The 24,038-nt window shown below is 41.5% G+C and carries 15 protein-coding genes; all 15 read right to left on the bottom strand.

All coding sequences use genetic code 11. From position 1 onward, the window contains the following. Window positions 1-143: 143 nt before the first annotated feature. Window positions 144-3,020, bottom strand: a complete 2,877-nt coding sequence (locus BK575_RS03855; protein WP_078408977.1) for an ATP-binding protein — start codon at window positions 3,018-3,020, stop codon at window positions 144-146. Continuing rightward, window positions 3,013-3,381 (bottom strand): response regulator, encoded by a 369-nt coding sequence (locus tag BK575_RS03850; RefSeq protein ID WP_078408976.1) that lies wholly within the window; start codon window positions 3,379-3,381, stop codon window positions 3,013-3,015. Before BK575_RS03850 ends, BK575_RS03855 begins: the two co-directional genes overlap by 8 nt. Before the next feature lie 46 nt (window positions 3,382-3,427). After that, on the bottom strand, window positions 3,428-6,682 hold the full coding sequence (locus BK575_RS03845; protein WP_235867298.1) for a hypothetical protein: 3,255 nt from the start codon (window positions 6,680-6,682) through the stop codon (window positions 3,428-3,430). Next, window positions 6,679-8,106 carry a glycosyltransferase family 2 protein gene (locus BK575_RS03840; RefSeq protein WP_078408975.1) on the bottom strand — a complete coding sequence of 476 codons (1,428 nt, stop codon included), beginning with the start codon at window positions 8,104-8,106 and terminating at the stop codon, window positions 6,679-6,681. Before BK575_RS03840 ends, BK575_RS03845 begins: the two co-directional genes overlap by 4 nt. Continuing rightward, the gene (locus BK575_RS03835; protein ID WP_078408974.1) at window positions 8,106-9,137 is read right to left on the bottom strand and encodes a HEAT repeat domain-containing protein; all 1,032 of its coding nucleotides are present in this window, start codon (window positions 9,135-9,137) and stop codon (window positions 8,106-8,108) included. The genes BK575_RS03840 and BK575_RS03835 overlap by 1 nt, the downstream gene beginning before the upstream one ends. 2 nt (window positions 9,138-9,139) lie before the next feature. After that, complete coding sequence (locus tag BK575_RS03830) at window positions 9,140-10,780, bottom strand: GGDEF domain-containing response regulator (protein WP_169907521.1); 1,641 nt, start codon at window positions 10,778-10,780, stop codon at window positions 9,140-9,142. A 206-nt stretch (window positions 10,781-10,986) separates the two neighbouring features. Next, window positions 10,987-11,703 (bottom strand): trehalose operon repressor, encoded by a 717-nt coding sequence (gene treR, locus BK575_RS03825; protein WP_078408972.1) that lies wholly within the window; start codon window positions 11,701-11,703, stop codon window positions 10,987-10,989. A gap of 195 nt (window positions 11,704-11,898) precedes the next feature. Continuing rightward, window positions 11,899-13,584 carry an alpha,alpha-phosphotrehalase gene (gene treC, locus BK575_RS03820; protein ID WP_078408971.1) on the bottom strand — a complete coding sequence of 562 codons (1,686 nt, stop codon included), beginning with the start codon at window positions 13,582-13,584 and terminating at the stop codon, window positions 11,899-11,901. A gap of 224 nt (window positions 13,585-13,808) precedes the next feature. Continuing rightward, a complete protein-coding gene (treP, locus tag BK575_RS03815; RefSeq protein ID WP_078408970.1) occupies window positions 13,809-15,212 on the bottom strand; it encodes a PTS system trehalose-specific EIIBC component in 1,404 nt (467 codons plus the stop codon). 561 nt (window positions 15,213-15,773) lie between these two features. Continuing rightward, complete coding sequence (locus BK575_RS29260) at window positions 15,774-15,908, bottom strand: hypothetical protein (RefSeq protein ID WP_268877699.1); 135 nt, start codon at window positions 15,906-15,908, stop codon at window positions 15,774-15,776. Between the two features lie 302 nt (window positions 15,909-16,210). After that, the gene (locus BK575_RS03810) at window positions 16,211-17,107 is read right to left on the bottom strand and encodes a helix-turn-helix domain-containing protein (RefSeq protein ID WP_078408969.1); all 897 of its coding nucleotides are present in this window, start codon (window positions 17,105-17,107) and stop codon (window positions 16,211-16,213) included. Window positions 17,108-17,462: 355 nt separating this feature from the next. After that, complete coding sequence (locus tag BK575_RS03805) at window positions 17,463-18,665, bottom strand: MFS transporter (RefSeq protein ID WP_078408968.1); 1,203 nt, start codon at window positions 18,663-18,665, stop codon at window positions 17,463-17,465. A 415-nt stretch (window positions 18,666-19,080) separates the two neighbouring features. Further along, window positions 19,081-21,432: an immune inhibitor A domain-containing protein gene (locus tag BK575_RS03800; protein ID WP_078414627.1), complete on the bottom strand. Its 2,352-nt coding sequence runs from the start codon at window positions 21,430-21,432 to the stop codon at window positions 19,081-19,083. Window positions 21,433-21,950: 518 nt separating this feature from the next. After that, a complete protein-coding gene (locus BK575_RS03795) occupies window positions 21,951-23,231 on the bottom strand; it encodes a uracil/xanthine transporter (RefSeq protein ID WP_235867297.1) in 1,281 nt (426 codons plus the stop codon). A 278-nt stretch (window positions 23,232-23,509) separates the two neighbouring features. Continuing rightward, window positions 23,510-23,659, bottom strand: a complete 150-nt coding sequence (locus BK575_RS28285) for a hypothetical protein (RefSeq protein WP_169907518.1) — start codon at window positions 23,657-23,659, stop codon at window positions 23,510-23,512. Window positions 23,660-24,038 lie beyond the last annotated feature (379 nt).

The raw sequence follows: 24,038 nt of genomic DNA, 5'->3' as shown, positions 1-24,038 counted from the left end.
ATATAGTAGTTTTCCAATATGCACAATAAATAAGGAGGCCCGGATAAAGAACATCCGGGCCTCCTTATTTATTGTATATAAGATTCTTCACCGATTGAAAGTTTACGTTTCTATGAAAAGGCAAAGGTATTTTGACCCTTTCTTTATTCACTCTCGTTTTTCTCAGGATTCGGAACCATGATTTGGCCTTTTCGTTCGTTTTCCAATAACACTTGTAAAATATGATTGGACAGCTTGCTCGGCTGATACGGCTTCACTAAATAACCGTCTGCCCCTAAATGTTGCCCTTTTTCCTGTTCATCCAGGGCCGTCGAAATGAAAATCGGGATTTTTTCTGTCTTCGAATTTTCCTTGAGCTTTTTAATGACAGCCCAGCCATCTATGCTGTTATCAAGCAAAATATCAACGACGACTGCATCAGGGAGCTGCTCTATAATGGCCGAGACAGCTGTTTCTCCATCAGTAAAATGGCCCACATGGAAGTCATTATCTTTTAATTCTTCATAAAGCAGGTTTGCGAGGCTGCGATCGTCTTCAATGATGACGACATGGGCCTTATATTCCCTGTCAGTCGAATCAACTTGAGGAATCATGGATACATCTTCAACAAGCGGGAAGCTAACCGTAAACGTACTTCCATGCCCAAACTGTGACTGTACATGGATATCTCCATCGTGTGCCTTGACGATTTCTTTGACAATAGCAAGACCTAGACCCGTACCGCCGATTTTTCGACGGTCCGTGTTATCAATTCGATAGAATTTAGTGAACAAATGGGAAATGCTCTCTTCCGGAATGCCCAACCCTTCATCTATTACATCTACTTTTAAATGTGACTGCTCTTCTCTTATTCTTACAATGATCTTTCCGCCATTCGGCGAGTATTTAACCGCGTTGCTCAACAAATTATTAAATACCTGTGACAGCTTATCTTTATCACCTAATATCGTTAATTTTTTTGTTTGAACATCAACAATGAAATCATGGATATTCGTATTGATTTTGTTCATCGTCAGGACATCTTCCACAACGTTTTGAATAGAATAATAGTTTTTATTGTACGTTTGCTTTCCAGATTCCATTCGCTGTACGTCAAGAAAATCATTGATGAGCGCAGTTAGGCGCGATGCTTCCTGCGAGATCGTCATTAAATATTTCCGCTGCCTTTGAGGCGGAAGCTCTTTATTAAGCATCAGTTCTGTAAATCCTAACACACTGGAGAGCGGTGTTCTCAATTCATGGCTGACCGTGCTCACAAACTCTGATTTCATCTGATCGACTTCATATTGCTTCGTAATATCCCGATAGACAAAAATGGTTCCGAATTTGTGGTCCTCCCTATGCAGCGTTTCAGGGTACAGCTGAATAATTTGCGTGGACCCGTTTCTCAATTTAAAAATATATGATGCTTCTTGAGGCTGTTGGTGAATGGCTTTTCGAATAAACTCGATTAACCCTTCCGGCTCTTCGACTTTTTCTTGTATAAGTTCCACCCAGTCATCCGACGACTTTTGCAAGAGGGCTTCGCTCTCTTCTCCCATCATATCGCAAAGCGTTTCATTCACAAGCAAAATTCTTCCCTCTTCATCAAACAATTGAATCCCTTCATGAATCGTGTTCAAAATATCTTGGACGGTTTGACGACTATTCTCTGCTTCCTCATACATATGAAGCTTCTCCAGAGAAAGGGAAATTTGCTGGCAAAAGCCTGTATATTCTTCGATTTCTTTTTCCGCAAAGCCCTCTCCTGAACGGCTCACCATAATGACGGCCAGCAGTTCCTTGTCATCATGGACAATCGGAAGAATCAAATCATAATAATAGTAGGGATCGGTTACATATCCTCGCTCGCTTGATGAGCTCTCTCTTTTGATCATATATGGCTTCATCGACGTTTGCAGCTTGGCGATAATGCTGCTTTCATCCAGCGACTGTAAAAATTGATGTTCTTCTTTTTCGACCAGCCCATGACTCGCATAACTCTTTCCTTCATCCATGAGCACAATGATGCCTTTTGTCGCCTTCGTAAAATGCACCATGCTATCCATCACATTACCCAGCAGCTCGCATTTATTGAGCGTATTCGCAAGCGCACGGATAAATTGGTTACGGCGAAGAAGAGCCTCCTCGTTTTCTTTTGTTTTGGCAAAGGCTTGCTGCAACTTATCCTGCTGTTCATTCAATTCGTCTTGCTGGGCCAAAAGCTCTTCATTTTGCGCCATGAGCTCTTGCTCATTCTGCTGCAAATCTTGAATCATTTTCTCGAGAGAACGGGATAATGCCCCGATCTCATCATCCCTTTTCGTATAATCCAATGAATCGATATACGCTCCATGGCTTATTTGGGAAGCTGTAAACGCCAAGCCTTTTAACGGCAAAATTACTTGACGGATGACAGCAGTAAACAAAGCCAGCAGCACCAGTACCATCATACCCAAAAATAAAAAGAACATCGTTTGGGCAAACGTGGTCTTCTTTTCTTTTTCACTTAACGTTTGCTCATATTTTAACTGAAGTTTTTTATTTTCTTCTTCAAGCAATGCAAGAAAACTATTGACTTTGTCTGTTCCTCCCTCATCATCGGCTACCTTGTCAATCGCCGCTTCGTTCTTTTCTTTTTTATATTGGACTACTTTAGGAAAAGCATCATCAAAGTACCATTGCTTAAACGCCTGAAATTCATTGTAAAGCTGTTGTTCATCGGTTGTATCGATATGATTGAAAAATAATTTCAATTCATCTTCCAGCCTTCGCTCCTGTTCATTGACTTGAGCTATAAATGGGTCTTTGCCAAAAGCTAAGTAACCTCTCCCCTCAAATAAAGCACTATCGGCGATCTGCTCAATATTAAACAGCATCGCTTTATGGGTAGAAATATGGGAGAGCTTTTGATCATATTCATCCTTAATGTGAAGCTGATAACCGCGCAATACGGATATCCCCGCTACTAATATCACAATAAAGGCGACACCCATCCAAATGGATTTCCCTACGAAGCTCTTATTAATTTGTCTATTCACCTAATATCTCCCCTATTTTTTCTACTAAATAAAGAGGACTGAACGGTTTTGAAATAAAGTGGTCTGCCCCTGCCAGCAATACCCGGTCTTGGTCCACCTTTTGGCTCTTGGCCGAAAGCATCAAAATCTTTGTCTCTTTTCTTTCGGGATGCTGCCGGACTTTTTCAATGACTTCCAAGCCTGTCATTCGAGGCATCATATAATCGATGATGACTAAATCATAGTTATTCTGCTCGATTAATTCATACGCTTCTTCTCCATCACAAGCTTCATCAATTTCATAGCCTTCATCTTCTAACGTATCCACTACCAGCATACGCAGCACTTCTTCATCTTCTGCCAATAAAAGCCGTTTTGTCATTCTGGTTCTCCTTCGTTTTTCCTTCATGACTTATCATGAGATTAGTTTATTTATTTTTTAATACGGTATCTCGATACAGTTTTTGGACCGTGTAATAGGATTCCTTCAAACGCTCATGGTAGACCGGCTCTTCCCATGCCTTCCACTTGTATTGATACATTTGGCCAAGCGGCAAATAGCCGTTTTGTGCAGCCGGCATTGTATCCTGTATCGATGTTTGTCCCGAATCTGTTCCTTCATAGTGAATGACAGCAGCATGAAAGCTGCTTGTGTAATGCTGGCTTTTAAGGCCGCTTTTCCAGAGGTCTCCCATTACTTCATGTAAACTTGGATCCTTTACATTGAGAAGCAACCATGGCACACGCAGTTCAACGAAACCTTCTTCTTCGTTCACTTGAACATCCGCCAGGGAATTAAATTCCGGAAGCTTTGGGTTTCCGTTGCCAAATGTAAGTTTCCCCGTTTCATACGCATCAAATGGGACCGTTTTTCCATTAGGAAGGTCAAAGCCTTTATTCAATGCAAGACGAATCGGGTGATACTTGCCATTGTTTTTCTTGGAAGTATACGACTGGTGCTCAATTAATTTCAATACGTGACCATACTGATAGTAGAAATTGTCATAATAACTGTCTATGACAACCTGTGAGTCATCCTTCCCTCTTAACTGGATGACAAAATCAATTTCTGGATCGAACTTGAATGAGTCGCCGCCCGGTAAGGAAGACTGCCCCTGTCCTGAAATAGTGTCGAGCAAAATGTCTGTGTTTAGCTGTCCTGCTTTGATTTTACCTCGGTAATCGATTTTCATGTACACATAAGCAGCATCACTCGTCATTTCCAGTTGTTCCAACTTTCCGGCTGTACCCTTTTGTTTATAAACGTTTTTGTCATCAAGCTTTTCCCAGTCAAACGGCTGGCCGTCCACATAGATGGGCGAATGGAATTTGCCAGGGTCAAAGCTTAACAAACCGAAATGCTGCTCATTCGTCTGCATATTCGACCAAAACGGGCGGCGGTCCGGATTATCATAATCCATCGTGTTCCATGTTCGTTTAAACCACTCATCCTGCCATGTGAACATGAGGCCTCCTGCCATGTCCTCCTCTACGATGGAACGAAACAGCTTGGCGTTGATTTTTCCCTGCTCTTGCTCCGAATGCATCCCTTGATCCATTCCATATACGTTTTTATGCGTCAATCCCCTTGAAGCGGGGACGCCGAACTCCGCTACAAGCAGCGGCATGCGGTGTTCCTTTTTCATATCATGCAAATATCCAGCATAATTGTTTTTCTTTCCTTCATGATCCTCGTAGTTCACGTACTTCGATTCATAATTTAAGAAATCTGGATAATACGGGTAAAAATGATAGGAAGCAAACACTCCGGGATAAAATGAGTCCGTCGTATAAATGCGGTTCGGATCAATGGACACTATGTCTTCTTTTTCTAACGGTTCACTCGGATGTTCCAGTAAGTCCGTTGTCGGCCAGTTCACAAAGCTGATGGGGCGCTGCCACTTATACTTATCGGCTTCATACACGGCGAGTTCATCCATATGAGTTGCCAGCCAATGCTCAAATGGATTGGCTTGCCTCGTATAGATGTAACGCCCGTTATACTCCCCGATTTGCGCATTTTTTCGATTCGTTTCTAATACCGCTGTCGGATCCCACTCGATCCCGATCAGCCAGCCGAGGACATACTTGGAAATATCAGCTGTATACGTCCCGCCTGCATGGCCTGGAATTTTGGCAACCTCGGCATTGCCGTGCACAGCATCAATGATCCGCTTGATCTCACCGCTAAAGTCCTCCATCACTTCATTAGAAAAGGCATTCTCTGTCTTAACAAGCTTTTCTTCTGTCACCCAAACACCGTGAAATACATACAACGGTTTATCAGCCGTTTCGTTATATTCGTAGAGCGCCTCGTAAAAATGAGGAGGATGGAGCGTGTAGACACGAATCGCATTCGCATTCATCTCTCCGATTTTTTGGAACCAGCGCAAATATTCTGTTTTCGTAATGGCTGTTTCCCCTGAAAAATGACCAGGCTTGGCAATTCCCATGTTCACCCCTTTTATGAGAATGTCTTCCCATTTACCATTTTGATAGATTTGCAGATAGTCTTTTCCCGCTTTTCCGTTAAAGGTCATGCCATCTTTATTCATTGTCTCGACTTCGACGGAAGATGAAGGCTCATATTTAGAGGCTAAAATGTCTCTCATGACCGGCACATATGTGTCCCAATAAAAACGATCCTCTTGATTTTTCGAATCAAGCCGCAGCTTCTTCAGCGACGTAAATCCGACTGTTTGGTAAATGCCTGGAAGCTCTGCCTGATCCGCATAGTCACCGGCAAAATAGTATGTTTGAAATTGTCGGTTTTGATGGTGGACAATGGCAGGGAATGTTACAGGAATGCCATAGCTTTCAAGCAGCTGTTTCGCTTCCTGATTCACCTGAAATTCATAGCGGGCCAAAATTTCATTTTCTTGATTCGCCTTGACGACATCAAACCAATATTGATAAGGGGAATCATTCGCTTTCTTCCACCGTTCTTTTCCTTGTTTCGTTAGTTTGACAGTCATCTCTTTTTCAATTTGCTTATCCGGAATAACAAGAATATGATCTTGCTCGTTGACGAAAATGAGTCCTCCTCCTTTGAAGGTCCATTCTTGATCATACTGCTGACGGTAGCGGTCTTTTACCCAAACAGGCACTTCTCCGCTTTGCAGATCAGTGAACACTCTTCCAATCCAACCCGTCCATGTTAAATTGAGCATATCATACATTTTAGTACGAACATCTTCATTTGTCGGGTTGGCAAATGAGTTGAACTCGGCGATAAATGTTCCTCCCTGTTTTAATAGAGCAGAAAATATTGCATCGGCTTCTTCTGATGATAACCCGCCATACAATTGGTCAGAGCGTCTCCCATCTGTCTCTTTTTCGACATCCGCTTCATATATACCATATGTGTCCGCCAAATAAATGACGTCGTGCGGCTTTTCAAGAGACTTCACCACATCATCTGCCCGATACGTATTGTTGCCTGCGGGCTTGACGCCTTCATAGTCAGTTGACAAGCTATACCCCTTGCCGTTTCCTTTTTTATATTTCTCATGATTCAGCAGCCACATCAGTCCATTATGCTCCCGATATGTCTCATCGGGCACTGTTTTATCAATAATGAGCATATCCAGTTGTTTGTCCGGCTTTAGCTGCCACAGGAGAAAAGGACCTGTTAATAGGGCGAGAATGGCAAATAGAACAATAAAAAAATAACTTCTTTTCACGATGAACCTCCTGAAAGACCTTTTCGCTTCATCTCTCCCCACGTGTGTTTACGGCGCAGGAATTGGATGAATCCTTCCAATCGCCAAAAAACAGTAAGAGGACGGTACCAGAACGTTTCGGTTAAGGAATAGAAAAACAGGCGGATGACATCACTCACTTTCGGGTATCGCCGCATACTCCATTCTTCCAGCACTACCGCAAACATCGAGAAAACTGAACCGTAGAGGACAGACAACAGCAACAAAACAATACCGAACTCTATGTATACACCTCCCAAAAAGAGCGACAGAAAAAAGAATAGATATCCTCCCAATTCGACAAGCGGTCCAATCGCTTCAATAAACCAAAAATATGGCAAGGAGACGAATCCGATCGATCCATATTTTGGATTAAAGAGAAGTTTACGATGAGCAAGCAAACTTTCAAACAGCCCACGATGCCAGCGGCTTCGCTGGCGCCGCAAATAAGTCATGTCCTCCGGCGCTTCCGTCCAGCAAACAGGTTCCGGAATATAGACGATTTTCTTGGTTGCTTTTTTCTCTTTTATGAGCCGATGGAGGTGAACGACGAGTTCCATATCCTCGCCGACAGTGTCCCGCTTGTAACCGCCTGCTTCCAGCACCCAGCTTTTAGAGAAAACCCCAAATGCTCCTGACACAATAAGAAGCCAATTGCGATAGCTGAGTCCAATTCTTCCCATTAAAAAAGCACGCAAATATTCAATAACTTGAAGAACGACGAGCGGATTTTTGGATAATCCGATTTCAAGCATCTGCCCGCCTTCGATTTTGCAGCCATTCGCAATTCGGATACTGCCTCCAGAGGCAATGACTTCCCCATTTGAATCAACAATCGGTTTCATCACTTTCAAGAAAGCGTCCTGCTCTAAAATGGAATCTCCGTCCAGCGAGCAAAAATAAGGATAATTGGATAGGTTCAGCCCTGCATTGAGAGCGTCCGCCTTTCCGCCGTTTTCTTTATCGATAACATACAAGTTTTCGAATATTACAGACCGGTACACCCCGTGAACAGGCTGGGTTTGAATATTCGTTTGTACGGCCTTGCGTACTGCTTTCATGTTGAATTTCTCAATCATCACAGCCATCGTATTGTCTTTCGATCCGTCGTTAATGACAATGATTTCAAATTCGGGATAATGGATATTCAGCAATGAGCGAACACTGTCATAAATACCCGCCTCTTCATTATAGGCGGGCACCAAAATGGAAATCGGCTTTGTGGCCCCTTCTGTCATCAGCGCTTCATACATTTCGTATTTGTTTAGGTGCATTTCTTTGCGCAGCTGCCGGAAGGAGAATAAAAGCATCAAGCTATAAAAACAAATCATGAACACCATATATACGAATATAAACCAACCGAAAGCCTCAACAAATCTCAGCCAAGCTTGAATGAATAATTCCATTACGATATCCTCTCCAGCCATTCCAGTGCCATATCTTTTGCATATCGATCCTCCGTTTTTTCTGCAAACTCACGCAAAAGCTGCTTGGCCTGTTTGTATTTGTATAAGGAATGTCCCGCCTCATACCGCACTCTCCAAACGCGGTCTTCAATAAGCCGGTATAAGAGAGGAATTTCTCGTTCTGTACAAAGGCTGCCAATGATTTTAGCCGTCATAAGCCGCTCCTCCCATCTGGAGGAAAGGGCCGTTTCATGCAAAATGGACACATCGCTTATATACCCCAAAAAGGAGATGGCTTTTAATGCGCGAATTCTCTCTTCCCCTTCTTGTCCGCGGGCAACCTGCTCAAGCAGCGGCAAATAATCAAGACGCTTTTCAAAGCCGATTGTTTCAAGCACGGCGAACCGGTATCTTTCTTCCAGTTCATTGTAATGTGATACGATTTCTTGAAAATAACAAATCTCCAATTCTTGCAAAATCGCCCTTAATTCATAGACGGTCAGCGAACGAACATAATGTAATATAATCGGCAGAACGCGAGGGTCTTGAGAATGGGCCAATATGTTACATATCAAAAATATTTCTCGGTCTTCGATGCCTTTTTCCACTAAAAAAACAATATCATCATTTAATTGGGAGATTCGAAAATCCAGAATGCGGTACAGCGTGTTAAGGCGAATGCTTCCATTCCGATGAAAAAGCTGCTTTTTATAATAAGACAAAAAATAAGAGGTGATATATTCCGTCATCCTTGCTTTGACCTCTTCACCTTTAAACAGATCCAAAAAGTTGATAAGCAGCTTCTCCAATGCCATCCGCTCCAAGGTTGTTGCAGGGATAAGCTTCTTGCTCCACTTTCCGTTTTGCAGATAGATAAACAGCACTTGCTGCTTGTTTTTCATTATTTCAGCAATCCGTCTTTCCTTTTGACCGATTAATACCTTACGAATGATGAGATAACCGAGAAGCAAGAAAAGCAAGGTAACTAACAGAATCGTCAAAGACATCAGAAAGATCATTTCGTTTTTCATATTCACTGCATCCTTTGAATCAGCCCTTTAATTCGCGCTTCCAGCTCTGCTGTGCTGAACGGCTTTGTCATATAGTCATCCGCTCCAAGATTCAACGCTCTCACAATATCCGATTCCTGCTTCCTTGCCGTCAACATTAACACTGTGTAGCGGCGGGATTTAGGTAAAGAACGGATACGCTGCAATACTTCCAGCCCATCCATTTGCGGCATCACACCATCTAACAGGACGAGATAAGAATGCTCGGTTTGCGACCATGCATCTTGAAAAAATGAGCGGCCGCCATCAAAAAGTTGGATTTCCAATTCATGTTTTTCCAGGGAAAGTCCATTTAAAAAATAAGAGATCGATTCTCTCATAATCTCTGAATCATCAATAACTGCCACTTTCAATTTAGCGGGCTCATATTGTTCGAGCTCTTGTGTCACATAACACTCCACTTGCTTTCTGCCGTTTTTCTTTGCTTTATATAAAGCGGAGTCAGCAAATTGAACGGCCTTGGCCAAATGCATGTCTGTATCTCTTATTTCATAAAGCCCGGCTGAGAAAGTAATGGATAATTGCTGCTGATCGATCTGGATCGTCTGTGACGAAAAGTCTTGAAGCAGCTGTTCCATCAGTTCTTTCCCTTCATTCGCCTCAGTGTGGGGCAGCAATAAGAGAAACTCCTCCCCTCCATAACGGACGACCCGGTCTTCCGGGCGTGACCGCTCTTTTAAGAATTCTGCGAATCTAGATAAAACCGTATCACCTGCCACATGGCCATACGTATCATTGACACTCTTGAAATGGTCAATGTCCAAAATGGCGAGGCACAGCGGCTTGCTTGAAAGTTGATGCTCAGCTAACACACGTTCATATTCCATCGCTAAAAAGCGCCGATTATACACTTTAGTCAATTCATCCAATAAGAGAGACTCACCGATTAGTAGACGGCGATCCAGATGGCGTTTTAAGCGGACAAGAAATTCCTCCATATCGAAAGGCTTTCCGATAAAATCGTCGGCACCCATCTCAAAACTTTTGATTCTCGTTTCTTTTCGATCATCGACACTCATGACAATGGTAGAAACAAATCTCTTTTTGATTTGTGCTTGAAACTCTTCCATAATGGTCAATCCATTGTCATCCGAAACGAGAACATCCAATACTAAGCAATCTGGATTAAAATCGTAAAATAAAGAAAGGCCCTTGCGGACATCGGAAGCAACAAGAACTAAATATCCTTCTTGCTCCAATCGATCCTTTAAATAAATGAGCAAAGATATATCATCGTCCACAATTAAAATTAACGGAACATCTTTTCGTTTTACAACGGACTGTTCATCAATTTCCAAAGAAGATGGGTCTTTCTGAAGCATATAAGAAGATAACTCAAGCGCTAAAGGAAAAATAAAGTCAAGAGCTTCTTGCTTTGGCCAAACAGAACGAGTATCTTTCTCCACTTTATTCAGAAGCAAACTGGCTACCTGAGAAATGCGTCCCAGATTAATCACTCCTGACGTTCCTTTGACCGAGTGTAAAAATGTGTAGATTTCTTCTCTTACAACCTCTGCACTCTCCATATACTCCCAACTCTTGAGCTGTTGGTGTACATTGTCCAAGAGCTTGCTTTGGTATTTGGCTAAACGATTTTTCCCCATAAAAAATCTCCCTTTTTTCCATAACAGTAACTTAATCATTGCATATCTCTTTACCTAATTCAACGGCGGGTTCGACTAATTTCGACTCGTTCCCTATTCACCAAGAAGCAATACGTTAACATCCACATTCGAAACATGCATGGCTTTGTTAAGGACATGCTTGCCAAAACAAAAAGCATCTGCCTCCTCTTTGGCAGATGCTTTTCTCAATGACTTCTCCTCGCAAAATCGACGAAACGGAACTTATCGAGTCGATGTCTCGATTCCGTATATTCAAATAAGCTGGCATCTTCTAAATATACATAGTTTTTGACGACAACGATATGGTTATAATCTTTTAAATCCAAATACTTCCGGTCTTCTTCTGTCGGCTCATCCACAAAAATTTCTTTTTTCGCAAAGCTGATTTTTAGATCCATTTCCTGTTCAAGGTATTCATAAATGGAACCCTCACAAATTTCCCTTGTAAGAACGGGCACATGTTTTTTATTAAAAAAGTCCTTGTCCAAAATAATCCGCTCGCCATCTATTTCACGGGCCCGCAGCACTTTCCATACATGGTCTTTGTGTGTTACGTTAAGTTGCTGCTGCAAATAATCGTCCGGCTTGACCAAATCAAATTCGTACACAATGGTCTTCCATGGCTTCCCCATTTTTTGCGCCAATTCTTTAAAACTGACGAGGCCTGAAATCGGAAAATCAAATTTTGTCACATCCAGAACAAAAGAACCTTTTCCTTTTATTTTTTGGATATAACCGTTTTGGGACAACATCGTTAACGCTTTTCGGATCGTCTCGCGCGATGTATCGTATTGTTCCACCAGCTCATTTTCCGATGGCAATTTTGTGTTGGGCTTCAATCGGCCTGTTTGAATGTTCTCTGCCAGCTCATTATAAATCGCTAAATATTTATTCTCTCTCATCTTTATCATCACCGCATTTATTTGATCTTGTAAAAAAAGGGGCCCCAACGCATCTAAAATATAGACGTATCGGAACCCCCGCGTTTCTATTTATTTTACCGATAAAGTGAATCTTGTGCCAGTCAGATCTTATTCTCCTCTCATAAGGGGAATAAAATCTTCCGTTAGCAAAAAATGTTTTTTCACAATGAAAGGTTATTTTTTCAAATGATAGACAACCGATTCATATGGACGCAATGCTATCTTATGAATATCGCTGCCGGAGCGTTCATAGTTGGAAAGGATGAGCTCACTCTTATATCCCGCCGCATCCACTTCTATTGGCAATTCAAACGTCGTTTCTTTCCCGTAATAGTTATTCAAAACAAGAAGTTTTTCATTCTCGCCGTTACGAACATACGCAAAAATGTCAGGGTGTTCTGCAAGGATGAGCTGATAATCACCATCCGTGATAATATCGTACTGTTTGCGGAGCTGAATGAGTTTTTGATAATGGTAAAAAACCGAGTCAGTGTCTTTCAACGCCTTTTCTGCATTGATCTCCGGATAGTTGGCTGCTACATTGATCCATGGCGTCCCTGTTGTAAAACCGGCATTCCGTTCATCGTTCCACTGGACAGGCGTACGGGAGTTATCACGTGACTTTTGTTTTAAAATAGCCAAAATCTCTTCTTCGCTCATTCCTTGCTCCCGTTTGATGTTGTAAATGTTCAATGATTCAACATCACGATAATCTTCGATGCGTTCAAACTTCGGATTGGTCATACCGAATTCTTCTCCTTGATAAATATAAGGAGTTCCTTGCATCATATGAATGGAGGTCGCCAGCATTTTCGCCGATTCCACCCGGTACTTTCCATCATCGCCGTAACGGGATACAACTCGGGGCTGATCATGGTTGCACCAAAACAGCGCGTTCCAACCTCCGCCTTTATGCATTTCCGTTTGCCATGTCGACAAAATCCGTTTTAACGCCAGGAAATCAAAGTCAGCTATGGTCCATTTATCTCCGCTCACATAATCGACCTTCAAGTGATGGAAGTTAAAGGTCATGCTTAACTCATGACGTTCGGGATTTGAATAGTTGATGCAGTGATCAATCGTGGTAGACGACATTTCCCCGACCGTCATCGCATCATATTTGGAAAATACCTCACGGTTCGTTTCCCGCAAAAACTCATGCACTCTCGGGCCGTCCGTATAAAACTTTCGTCCGTCTCCCGGAGCCACTGAACCATCGTCGTCAGGAAAGCGCTGATCTTTGGAAATCAAATTGATGACATCCAGTCGGAATCCGTCCACTCCTTTTTCGAACCAGAAGTTCATCATTTCATATACTTTTTGACGGACTTCTTCGTTTTCCCAGTTTAAATCCGCCTGTGTGACATCAAACAGATGCAAGTAATACTGACCTGTTTTCTCATCATATTTCCATGCAGAACCGCCAAATTTCGATTCCCAGTTCGTTGGTTCGCTGCCATCTTCCTTTCCATCGCGCCAAATATAAAAGTCACGATACGGATTGTCCTTTGAAGAAGCTGCCTGCTTGAACCATTCGTGCTCTGTTGATGTATGGTTCACGACAATGTCCATGATGATTTTAATGCCGCGTTTGTGGGCTTCTTCCAATAAACGGTCGAAATCTTCCATCGTGCCGTACTCTTCATGAATATCATAATAATCGCTAATATCGTATCCATTGTCATGCTGCGGAGACTTATAGATTGGAGTCAGCCAAATGACATCAACACCCAATTCATTTAAATAATCCAGCTTTTCAATGATTCCTTGTAAATCCCCTACACCATTACCTTGTGTATCATTAAAGCTTTTCGGATAAATTTGATAGACAACTGCTTTTTTCCACCAAGGATGTTTCATCTCTTCCACCGCCATTTATTATTTAAGTAACTCAATTTATCATTAAAAAGCAAGATACGATACCACACTGAACAAGCTGTATGCTTTTTTGTTCGATGGTATCGTCTTGTTTATTCAATCTTACATCTGCCTTTTTTGACAGATGTTTTTCTTTCCCCCGCATCTCGGAAACCTGACTAACCATCCGCAGGGGATGAAAGATCCCCCAAGGATAGAAATTTTCTTTATTTTTCTTTACGCACTTTTCCAAGAAAAAGTGTTAACACGAATGGAACGATTAACACGATTGCCATGCCGATAAAGAATGATCCCCAGTTTTGCGGGAAGATAGATAAAAATCCAGGGAGACCGCCTACACCGATTGAAGGGGCTTTTACTCCTTGCATGGAAATGAACGCACCTGCAAGGGCTGAACCGATAATCGCTGAAATGAATGCAAAGCGGAAACGCAAGTTCACTCCGAACATCGCCGGCTCTGTAATCCCCAGATAAGCAGAAACAGCTGATGTTGCAGACAGACTCTTCAGTTTTTCATCTTTTAAGATAAGCATCATCGCTAATGCCGCTGTACCCTGAGCAATATTGGACAATGCGACCATCGGCCATAAGAATGTGCCTCCTGTACTCCCAATCAATTGTAAGTCAACCGCCAGGAACGTATGATGCATACCTGTAATAACAAGCGGTGCATAAAGGCCCCCATAAATCAATCCGCCTAAGATAGGTGCTACTTCGAAAATTCCTACAACCGCATCTGTAATAACACTACCGATTGTAAAGGTAATAGGACCAATCGCAATAAATGAGACAAAACCTGTTAATAATAAAGCAATCGGTGCTACAAGCAATAATTGAAATGCATCCGGAATCTTTTTCTTTAAAAAGATTTCAAGCTTCGCTAATACGTAAGACGCTAATAGAACCGGTAATACTTGGCCTTGATAACCTACTTTTTGAACTTCAAGACCGAATAGATTCCATGTTGGAATTTCTTCTGCCGCCCCGTAACCCCAGGCGTTTAAAAGGTCTGGATGAACGAGCATGAGACCAAGAACGATCCCGAGCAATGGATTGCCTCCAAATCGATTAACGGCTGACCATCCAATTAAACCAGGTAAAAATACGAATGCTGTATTCGCGATCAAGTTGACGATGCTTGCAAAGTCTTTCCATTGCGGATATACATCAACCAATGCTTTTTCATCAAAGAAAATGCCGGGACCCGTCAAAATGTTGTTGATCCCCATAAGTAAACCGGCCGTTACGATAGCTGGCAAAATGGGAATGAAGATATCAGCCAATGTTTTAATGGCACGCTGCAGCGGATTTAAATTTTGTGCCGCTGCATCTTTAATCTCTTGTTTTGTCGCCTGGCCAATTCCCGTCATGGCAACCATTTCGTTATATACTTTATCAACCGTTCCCTGGCCAATTACGACCTGGAACTGTCCATTTGTAGAGAATGACCCTTTTACAAGATCAATGCTTTCAAGCGCTTCTTTATCTACTTTACTCTCATCTTTTAAGGCAAAGCGAAGACGTGTTACGCAATGTGTAGCAGCTGCGATATTCTCTTTACCGCCGACAGCCTCAATAATTTGTTCTACAGATTGTTTGTTTACACTCATTTCTCTATCCTCCTGTTACCGTTTACAAATCTAGCAAAATAAACGGATTCTATTCCTCTCCAACAAACCGAGAACGGTTCCTGCTCGTCCATACTTTTTGTCAATATCTTAAATTTTATCCTTTAACTTCTTTAGTCCTTGATACCGCTTTCTTAAAAGACAATAAGTTATATTCGCTAAAACGTTCTCTTCCCGCCAACATGTATATACAAGCTGATGGTAGTTATAGATTAACCTGTATATACATGTTTGTCAACAAAAATCGACATGGCTTTAGAAATCCTTTTCCATTTCTCTTTTTCCCTATTTACATGCAAGAAAACAGGAATATCCCAAAGATTTGCATGTGCAAGACTTTGGAACATTTCCTTTACTAATAGCAGTCTAACTTTCAATTCACCAAAAATTTCCTATTAAGAGTAAAATGATTATGCAAATAAGTGTCATGGACACTAGAAAAATGCACAATCAAAAGAAAAAAGCGCGGTTAAGCAACCGCGCTTTTCTTTCAATAAAGGGCGTTATTTAATTAAAGAAGTGACCATGTTTCGTTCTCTCATCTTAATGCTGGTTCGGCAATCGTTGCTGCGGTTCTTCTTTCACCGCGTATATACTTAAATCAGCAGCAGAACCAACGGATGAAAAGCCCGCCAAAAGGGTTACTGCTAAACAAATACTTGTTAACCATTTTTTCATCTTCATCATCCTTTTCACTAATGTTTTCTTACTAATTGTTACTATTATAACTTGTCTTCTAAAATGATGTAGGAACGTTGTCACGTGTTCTATACGAAAAAACTGCATCAAATGAACGATAAACTTCTGTTTTGTTCCAAACATATAATTATAATAATATTCGGGAAGGATGGGTAGAATACCCATCCTTCCCGAATAGAAAGAGTGGGAGAACCCGTACGGGTTCTCCCACTCTTTCTATTATCTTATTCAAGTTATTTGGCATGGCCATTCTTTGGTCATGTCGAATTTTCTAAATCGATCTACATAGCATTGGTAGGCTTGCCTAATAATTTTTTCATGTGCTGTCTTACTAGTCCGGCAAATTTCTCGTTCTTTTCCAGTTCAAAAATGAAGATGGCTTTTTCTAAGTAGCTTGTTCCCTTCTCTTTTTGCCCCATTTTAATTAAATTGCAGCCGGATTGATAATGCAATTCTCCGAACAAGTAGAGAGACTCACAGCTGATGCATAGATGAATACCTCTCTCGCTGTACATCAACGATTCTCTATACTCTCCCATTTCTGTTAACGTCCGGGCCAATCCATACAAAATGCGAATTTTGATTTTTTCATCTTTGACTTGAGGCAAATATTTCAATTGGGCTAGCGCCATTCTGTAAATCTCTATCGCTTTTGTAAACTCTTTTTCTTCATCGTGAATGATCGCGATGCTGTTTAAAATTTCAATTTCCCGCTCTTTATAATAAGAATCTGACGATTGGGTAAGCTTAATGGCTTCATGAAGTTTGTCTAAGCACATCTCTTTGTTTTTATAAACATAATAATGGCATATCCCCTCATGCCACAATAAAAACTGTTTATTAGCAGGGGTTTGAAAAAGCGGACTATTACTTTCCCGCTGGATGATATGGGCAACTGCTTCATAATCTCTCTTTCGGATATATTGCCTGATCAAATGTTTCACTTCTTCTACATAATCAAGTCTTGGCGTTTCAATGCTATGAAAAAAATAATTCATGTCTACACCAAGGCGCTTTGAAATTTCATATAACGTAATGCTATAAGGATACTCATCCCCGTTTTCCAGCTTACTGATTTGGGCCTGCGTACAAATACCTTCCGCTAATTCTTTTTGTGACAACCCGACCAGTTTGCGCAGATCCCGAATAATGCTGCCGATGCGTACTTGCTGTTCCATCCTTCCTCTCTCCTCATCTGCATAATTTACCCCGTTCTAACGGACAGCATCCTCCACTGATTGAAGGTTTACTCTATATAATACTTTATACAAAGGTAGCTAAAGTTCCTTCTTCTTAGCCTCCATTCCTTGAAACACAAGAAAAGAGTGATGCATTTGCACACCACTCTTTTTGATTTGGGCTATCGGAATTTCTTCTATTTAAGCTTTTCTGTTCTTCTATCTTGAATAAACCCACAAAGGTTCTCGTATAAGCGGCTGCAAGGGTCCGTAAGGGATGTTGTCAGCCGCTTATGCGTAAATAACTGAACATGGATGTTTTTTTATCCATGTTCAGTTATTTATGTGGATTTATTTATTCAAGCTCTATCGCTTTCGTTTCTTTTCCTAATAATAAAACTGCCAAAGCCCCTATTACAATAGCGATACAAAAAATCACAAAAATAGTCGTAATCGATGTCTCCTGTGCAATAAGATACCCGACTAAAAGCGGTCCGAGAATACCGCCGATCCGGCCGAATGAGGCGGCCATCCCAGCCCCTGTTCCGCGAATTTTTGTCGGATACTGCTCCGGCGTGTAGGCATATAAACCGCCCCAGGCTCCCAAGTTGAAGAACGATAGGAAAATACCTGATGTGAGCAATAATGGCAGCGAATCCGCATTTCCGAAAAAATAGGCACTCACTGCGGTTCCGGTTAAATAAGTGATCAGTACAAACTTTCGTCCTGCCCGCTCAATCAGCCAAGCAGCGCTGAAATACCCTGGAAGCTGAGCGAGTGTCATGATCAAGACATATTGGAAACTTTTAATAAGACTGAAGCCCTTCATGACCATAACGCTCGGCAGCCATAAAAACATTCCGTAATAGGAAAAAACGACACAAAACCAAAGAACCCAAAGCATGATGGTTTCACGGCGATATGGTTTAGACCAGACATCAGCAATATTTTGAAACATTGACCTTTTTTCTGTTTGAACCGCTTCAAAGCGCGGTGAATCCGGTAAATTCCAGCGTAAATACAAGGCATAGAACGCCGGAATAGCACTCAACAGCAAGGCTGTTTGCCATCCGAATTTGGGAATAACGAAAAAGGAAATAAGTGCGGCAATCAACCAGCCTCCCGCCCAAAAACTCTCAAGCAGCACCACCACTTTCCCCCGGTCTTTGGCAGATACGGTTTCCGCAACCAATGTAGAGGCAACAGGCAGTTCTCCCCCAAGCCCCATTCCGATGAAAAAGCGGAGCAGTAAAAACATCGCAAGCGTTGTCGTGAAAGCTGATAATCCGCTTCCGATTGAAAACAATAACAGTGTCATAATAAAGACTTGTTTACGTCCGATTTTATCTGCCAACAAACCGAACAACAAGGCACCGACGGCCATTCCAATCGAGTTGACGCTTCCAATCCATCCCATTTGCTGCACGGATAAATTCCAATCTTTCTGCAGTGCAGCTATAATAAAGGACAACATTCCTACATCCATGGCATCAAACAGCCAGCCAAGCCCTGCAATGCCTAGCAGCTTCCGATTTGATATATTTTTAACTTTTGTCATTGGTAACCCCCTGATTTTACATATGTAAACTAAAAACTTGACACTTAACATATTATAAAGAGGCCTTGTTCACAATTCAATGTTTTTTTGACAGGTGTCAAGCTGTAAACTTGACTCGTTTTTCCCTATTGTTTTATTTTGACAAATTCTTCTCCTTTCTATTATTAAATTTTACAGGTTCCTTTACTTTCTCATCCTCTTTATGGGAATAAAAAAAAGAGGCTTTCCTATAAGCCTCTAATCCATCACAAAAACTGATTTGTACTATAATATTGTACTGAATAACTCGACACATACTCATTTAATCCAGAGACATCACAATCGGCAATTCAGACAACTTGAATCTGCCCTCGAAGGTAGAACATTTGACATGGCCGTTCTTTGGTCATGCCAAATGTTCTAAATCAATATATAGTTATTTACGTATCCAAACAGCACCTGCCGAGTTGTCCTTCGCTTCACCGACAACTTGGAATTTTAAGCCGTGGTTTGGAACAAGACGTCCCGCATCGTCGATATCTTGATCCATATAAGAACGAGAATCATCAAAAATGCTTATCCCCGGTAAACTCGTAAAATTGTAAATGCCTCGTACAGGATTGGAAACTGTAAACGCAGGTGTAGCATCCAATGAGAAAGCTGCATCCGCTACTTGATAGCGGGTGCTTTGCGTATATTTTCCTTCCGTATTCGCAACCGCTTCCGGATGGGCATCGACCACACCTAAAAACCCTTCACCCGGATGCATTCCGACCCAGTTGTCTGTAAAGCTTTCATCCCCGTACCATACGACTAATCCCGTATTGTACTTGGCACCGCGTGAATAGGCAAGAGATCGGTCAGCACCCGCATAGTTTCTCCACTCTAAATAGTAATAGTTATTTTTCATATACTTGCCGTTGGATACTTCAAATCCGTCAAGCTCGAATTGCGGCTCACCTTCTGCGTCATCGAAGAAGACCCTTTGTCCATCTACTGTCAGCTCTGCATCATCTAAGGCAAATCCATCCAACGCTAATCCGCCGTCTGTCACATATTCAAATACAAGCTTTACTTTTTGGCCTGCGAATTGGCTTAAATCATATGACTTGTCCACCCACTCGCTTTTTGAAGATTCAGCCCGTGCATCTCCGTCTGTATCATCATCACCAATTGTATCAATCAATGTCTTCTCCCCATTTTCTGTTACAGCGTTTACATATAAATAATCATACTCAAATTCAATATCGTAATACCCCTTGTAATTGAAAGTGGCACTCCTTGCATTCGTCAAGTCAAACTGAGGTGTCACAAGACTTGTATGGAGGTCGTCGCCTTTTGTGCTGTAATAATACTTTTGACCGAAACCAGACTTAATCCCGTCCACTGCTTTTTGCGGTAAATTCACTTTTACAACTCCTGGATTTTTTGACTTTGTTACACTTTGATCGATAAACGCCAATACCCCGGATTTTGTAATATCCTCATAATTGATTTCCGTCATATTAACCCAGTTGCCGCCCATGACCTTTTGGAAAAATTCTTTATTTTGCGGCGAAAAGCTGGATGGTGCCGTACCTGCTACTTTACCGTTCCAGCTGCCTCCGCTCATGATAGACCATGAAGCAACCGGTTCACCCTCTCCTGTGTACTGCGTATCATACTCATCCGGCAAACCCAGGTCATGGCCGAATTCATGCGCAAATACCCCGACAGCGCCATCTTCCGGCTGGATCGTGTAATCGTACGCAGCCATCTGACCGTCCCAATAGTTGACTTTCGCCTCTGTCCCTTCTACTTTATGGACACCATCGAGTGTCCAGCGGTGTGACCAAATCGCGTCATTGCCCAACTTACCGCCGCCAGCCTCTTGACCCGTGCCGGCATGAATAATCATTAAGTGATCCACTAAGCCGTCCGGCTCGTTTTGATTTCCATCTCCATCAATATCATATAAATCAAATTCATCATATTCGGCCAAGTCAATCCCCGATTCAACGGCTGCCTTCAATGCATCTTTCACCAGGTCACGAGGGCCCTTTGGATTTAAATTATCATGGCCGCCATTTGGATTATCGTCACCGTATTCTCTTGCCGTCCCGGGGACCGTCAGCCATTCAGAGACCTTCCCGTCGACCGTATAGCTTCCGCCTGACTGCTCTTCATAATATTGCTTGAAAGTCTGGATTTTTTCACCATTGAATAAAGTAAACTCTTCATCCCCGAACATTAATTTTTCATAATGCGCACTGCTAAAATCTTTCGCATACATATACCCTTCTTCTTGAACGACATTATTATGTTTAAAATCGGAAAATTCAGTTAATAAAACAAGTACTTTATCTGTACGAACTTCTCCGTTATAGCTTGCTTGTTTCGCCGAATCTACCTTAACGATGCCATTTGGCTTTCCTTTTTTTAAGTTCTTATGATTTTTATCTAACTGCTTTGCCCATTTTTCTTTTTGCTTCTTTAAAAGCTTCTTTGCTTTCTGATCCATTTTTTCATCATTATGATGATGTTCTGGAATTATATTTCCGTTCTTTTGTGCAATGTATTGTTTTACTGCTTTTTGAACAGCCTCAGCTGACGCATTTTTTGAAATAATGCCTCGTTCTTGCAGTGCCTTAGCAAGCCGTTCTTCCGGAATAATATTTGTATCAATTGGCGCAGACTCTACTGTGCTGTTTGAAGCTGTCTCAGCTTGTACAGGTGTCGATAAAGTTGAACCAAACAATAAGCTTCCTGCCAGTACAGATCCAGCTGTAACCCTGGCCAATCTGGACATTTCTTTTTTTCTTTTTTCTACAGAACGTCTTAGCTTTCTCATATATACCCCCAAAATAAGTAAGAATAAATATAATTTTCTGAATTCAGATATTGTATTTCGATTATAACTTACTATTTTTTTACAACAATAATCTGATTGACTTATTTTTTTGAAAAATTATCCTATGAAAATTAAAGATTATTAACGAAAGTTAATCGTATAACCATTACTAAATTCATAGTATTTATATAACTTCTGTTATGTAAATTGAACATTATTCTCGGCTATGCTTTTTTATAGTCGATAATTCACATCCCCTATGTAACAAACTATAAACCTTTATACCTATGTATATAGATTAATTTAGAAAGTTCGGCATGGCCAAAGGACAGCCACATCAAATTTTCTAGACCTAAACCTACAAAGGTTCTTATATAAACATTCGAGAAAAAACCGCTAGAGAGCTTCCCAATGCTTATGCGTAACGAAAGGGACACGGATACTCTGCCGTGTCCCTTTCGTTACGTGGATTTGATTTATTCATAGTTCGACCATTTTACCGCCTTCTCGCACAAGATGGCTAATAAAATCCCCATTAACAATCCATTGCTTATAAGAGGTCGAATGTATACAGATATATTACTGAATAGATTTGGAGATATATTCATTAAAGATATCCCCAATAAGGTTGGAAGTGCAATCCGATAAATTGTTTTGGAATTAAACACATATGTTTGAATACTGCGCAAAGCTGTTCCAAACAACTGCAAATAGGCGACAAATAACACCGCATTTCCGACTGTGACCGGCAATGTCGAAAACAAAGTCCCCAGTGCAGGCACAATACCAAGCATGACAAACAAAGCACCTCCAATGTAAAAGGGCTTTTTCTCCAAAATTCTTGTACTTTCCAAAAAGCCGATGGAAGAGGTAAACGGTGCATAAGGAACAAGACCGAATACAGCTGCAATACAAGTGAAAATCCCCGTAATGGTGAATGAATTTCGGTATTGGCGATTTTCTGTCACGGTTCCATGAAGCTTTTCCGATGCCCGAATGGAAGCTAATGTGTTACTCGCATTTAGCATCCCCGCCAAAAAAGCCGTGATGACGATTCCGAACTGAAGCTGCGGTTCTCCCCACGGAAAGAGCGAAAAGGTGAAGTGACTGCTGCTGACAGATTCTGCTGTTGGGAATAACCAAATATACAAAACCCATCCCACCACAATTCCAATTAAAATGGCAAAATTGCTGATTAACCCCTTGCCTTTTATACTGATGATGGTCACAAGAAGCACGATAGCCATAGAAAAAAGGCTGACCGGTAAATCCAGCTGGCCCTCTTCTGTCACCTTTAACATACCTTTAAAGAAAATAAGAATAAGCTGGATAGCTAACAATAACAAGTATACGCTCATTACCATGGGCGTAAAAATCCGTTGTAAAAGCGGAACTAAATTGAATACCCCGATGAGCGCAGTCGCTGCACCTGCCAGCAAAATCCCAAGCGCCAAGCCTCCGCCTACCTCCGCATATGTCATGCCGACAGAAGAAGCAGATGTACATAAACTAAGTATGAGCCCCCACCATATACCCGAGTGCCCTTCCAATAGGGGATAACGGTGTCCAATCCACCCTTGAAGCAAACAGGCGATTCCCGTGACGATAAACGAGCTCCGAACCGCGAACGCAATTTGCTCAGGCGGCAATTGAAACGCGTCCCCAATGGAAATGGGGACAACAACTGTATTGGCAAAAATGAAAAACAGCCACTGAATAGAAGCGAACATCGTGGCCGATGAAGATAATTTACTCACATTTTCTCCTTCTTTCTATCTATTAGGCCCTTTTCTTGAACATTGTTGCCTTTTGCTCAAGATAACATCCTTCCATTAAAATGCGACACCTTCATTATATATGAATCTCACTTAACCTTTTAAAATTTTTCATTCTTTTTTACTTTTTTCACTTTTCTATTCTTTTATCTTTAATTTTCCTTCTGCTCTAATTGTTTTTTATGTATATTCCACTTAATAACTCGACACATCTTCCTCTCATCAAAGGGTACCGCAATCGGTCATCCGGACAACTTGAATCATCCGCATAGGTCTAGAAAATTTGACATGACCGCCCTTTGATCATGCCGAATTTTCCAAATCGATCTATATAGTGCTTTAACTGTTTCATTCAAGTCAATCAGTTCATATAAGATGAAAAAAGCTGCAATTACTCCTAATATTCCCATTAAGTATTCCCCTTTGTTCGTTTGTTTTTTTACTTCTTCGACAAAAATCCCTTAAAACCCTGGACTTTTTTCACGGTTCATTCCTATCCTTTTTTATGTCAATCAGATTACTTTTTTTACATTGCCTATAACTTTCATGCCTTAGCGGCTTCTCCGTTCTCTCCTCTTGATTGGGTTCAACGCTCTTTATATAAGCATTCGACAAGCCGACATATGGCGGCTTTTTGAACCGGTTATACGCCGATCGTGTAACACGGATGCTTTCTCCGCGTTACACGATCGACGTATATTCCATATTTTGCACTATTCCCCTATCCGCAAAATTCGTCATAAACTATAGAATATCTATGTGAGACTGCAACTCTAAAGAAATTGGGTG

Origin of the sequence: Priestia abyssalis, assembly GCF_002019595.1 — a bacterium.
GTDB lineage: Bacteria > Bacillota > Bacilli > Bacillales > Bacillaceae_H > Bacillus_BA > Bacillus_BA abyssalis.
This window is presented reverse-complemented; position numbering and strand designations above follow the sequence as displayed.

Coding starts and splice junctions, on each gene's coding strand:
- BK575_RS03850 (WP_078408976.1), bottom strand. CDS start 3,381: ATGACAAAACGGCTTTTATTGGCAGAAGATGAAGAAGTGCTGCGTATG.
- BK575_RS03840 (WP_078408975.1), bottom strand. CDS start 8,106: ATGGAATTATTCATTCAAGCTTGGCTGAGATTTGTTGAGGCTTTCGGT.
- BK575_RS03835 (WP_078408974.1), bottom strand. CDS start 9,137: ATGAAAAACGAAATGATCTTTCTGATGTCTTTGACGATTCTGTTAGTT.
- BK575_RS03830 (WP_169907521.1), bottom strand. CDS start 10,780: ATGGGGAAAAATCGTTTAGCCAAATACCAAAGCAAGCTCTTGGACAAT.
- treR (WP_078408972.1), bottom strand. CDS start 11,703: ATGAGAGAGAATAAATATTTAGCGATTTATAATGAGCTGGCAGAGAAC.
- treC (WP_078408971.1), bottom strand. CDS start 13,584: ATGAAACATCCTTGGTGGAAAAAAGCAGTTGTCTATCAAATTTATCCG.
- treP (WP_078408970.1), bottom strand. CDS start 15,212: ATGAGTGTAAACAAACAATCTGTAGAACAAATTATTGAGGCTGTCGGC.
- BK575_RS29260 (WP_268877699.1), bottom strand. CDS start 15,908: ATGAAAAAATGGTTAACAAGTATTTGTTTAGCAGTAACCCTTTTGGCG.
- BK575_RS03810 (WP_078408969.1), bottom strand. CDS start 17,107: ATGGAACAGCAAGTACGCATCGGCAGCATTATTCGGGATCTGCGCAAA.
- BK575_RS03805 (WP_078408968.1), bottom strand. CDS start 18,665: ATGACAAAAGTTAAAAATATATCAAATCGGAAGCTGCTAGGCATTGCA.
- BK575_RS03800 (WP_078414627.1), bottom strand. CDS start 21,432: ATGTCCAGATTGGCCAGGGTTACAGCTGGATCTGTACTGGCAGGAAGC.
- BK575_RS28285 (WP_169907518.1), bottom strand. CDS start 23,659: ATGGGAATATTAGGAGTAATTGCAGCTTTTTTCATCTTATATGAACTG.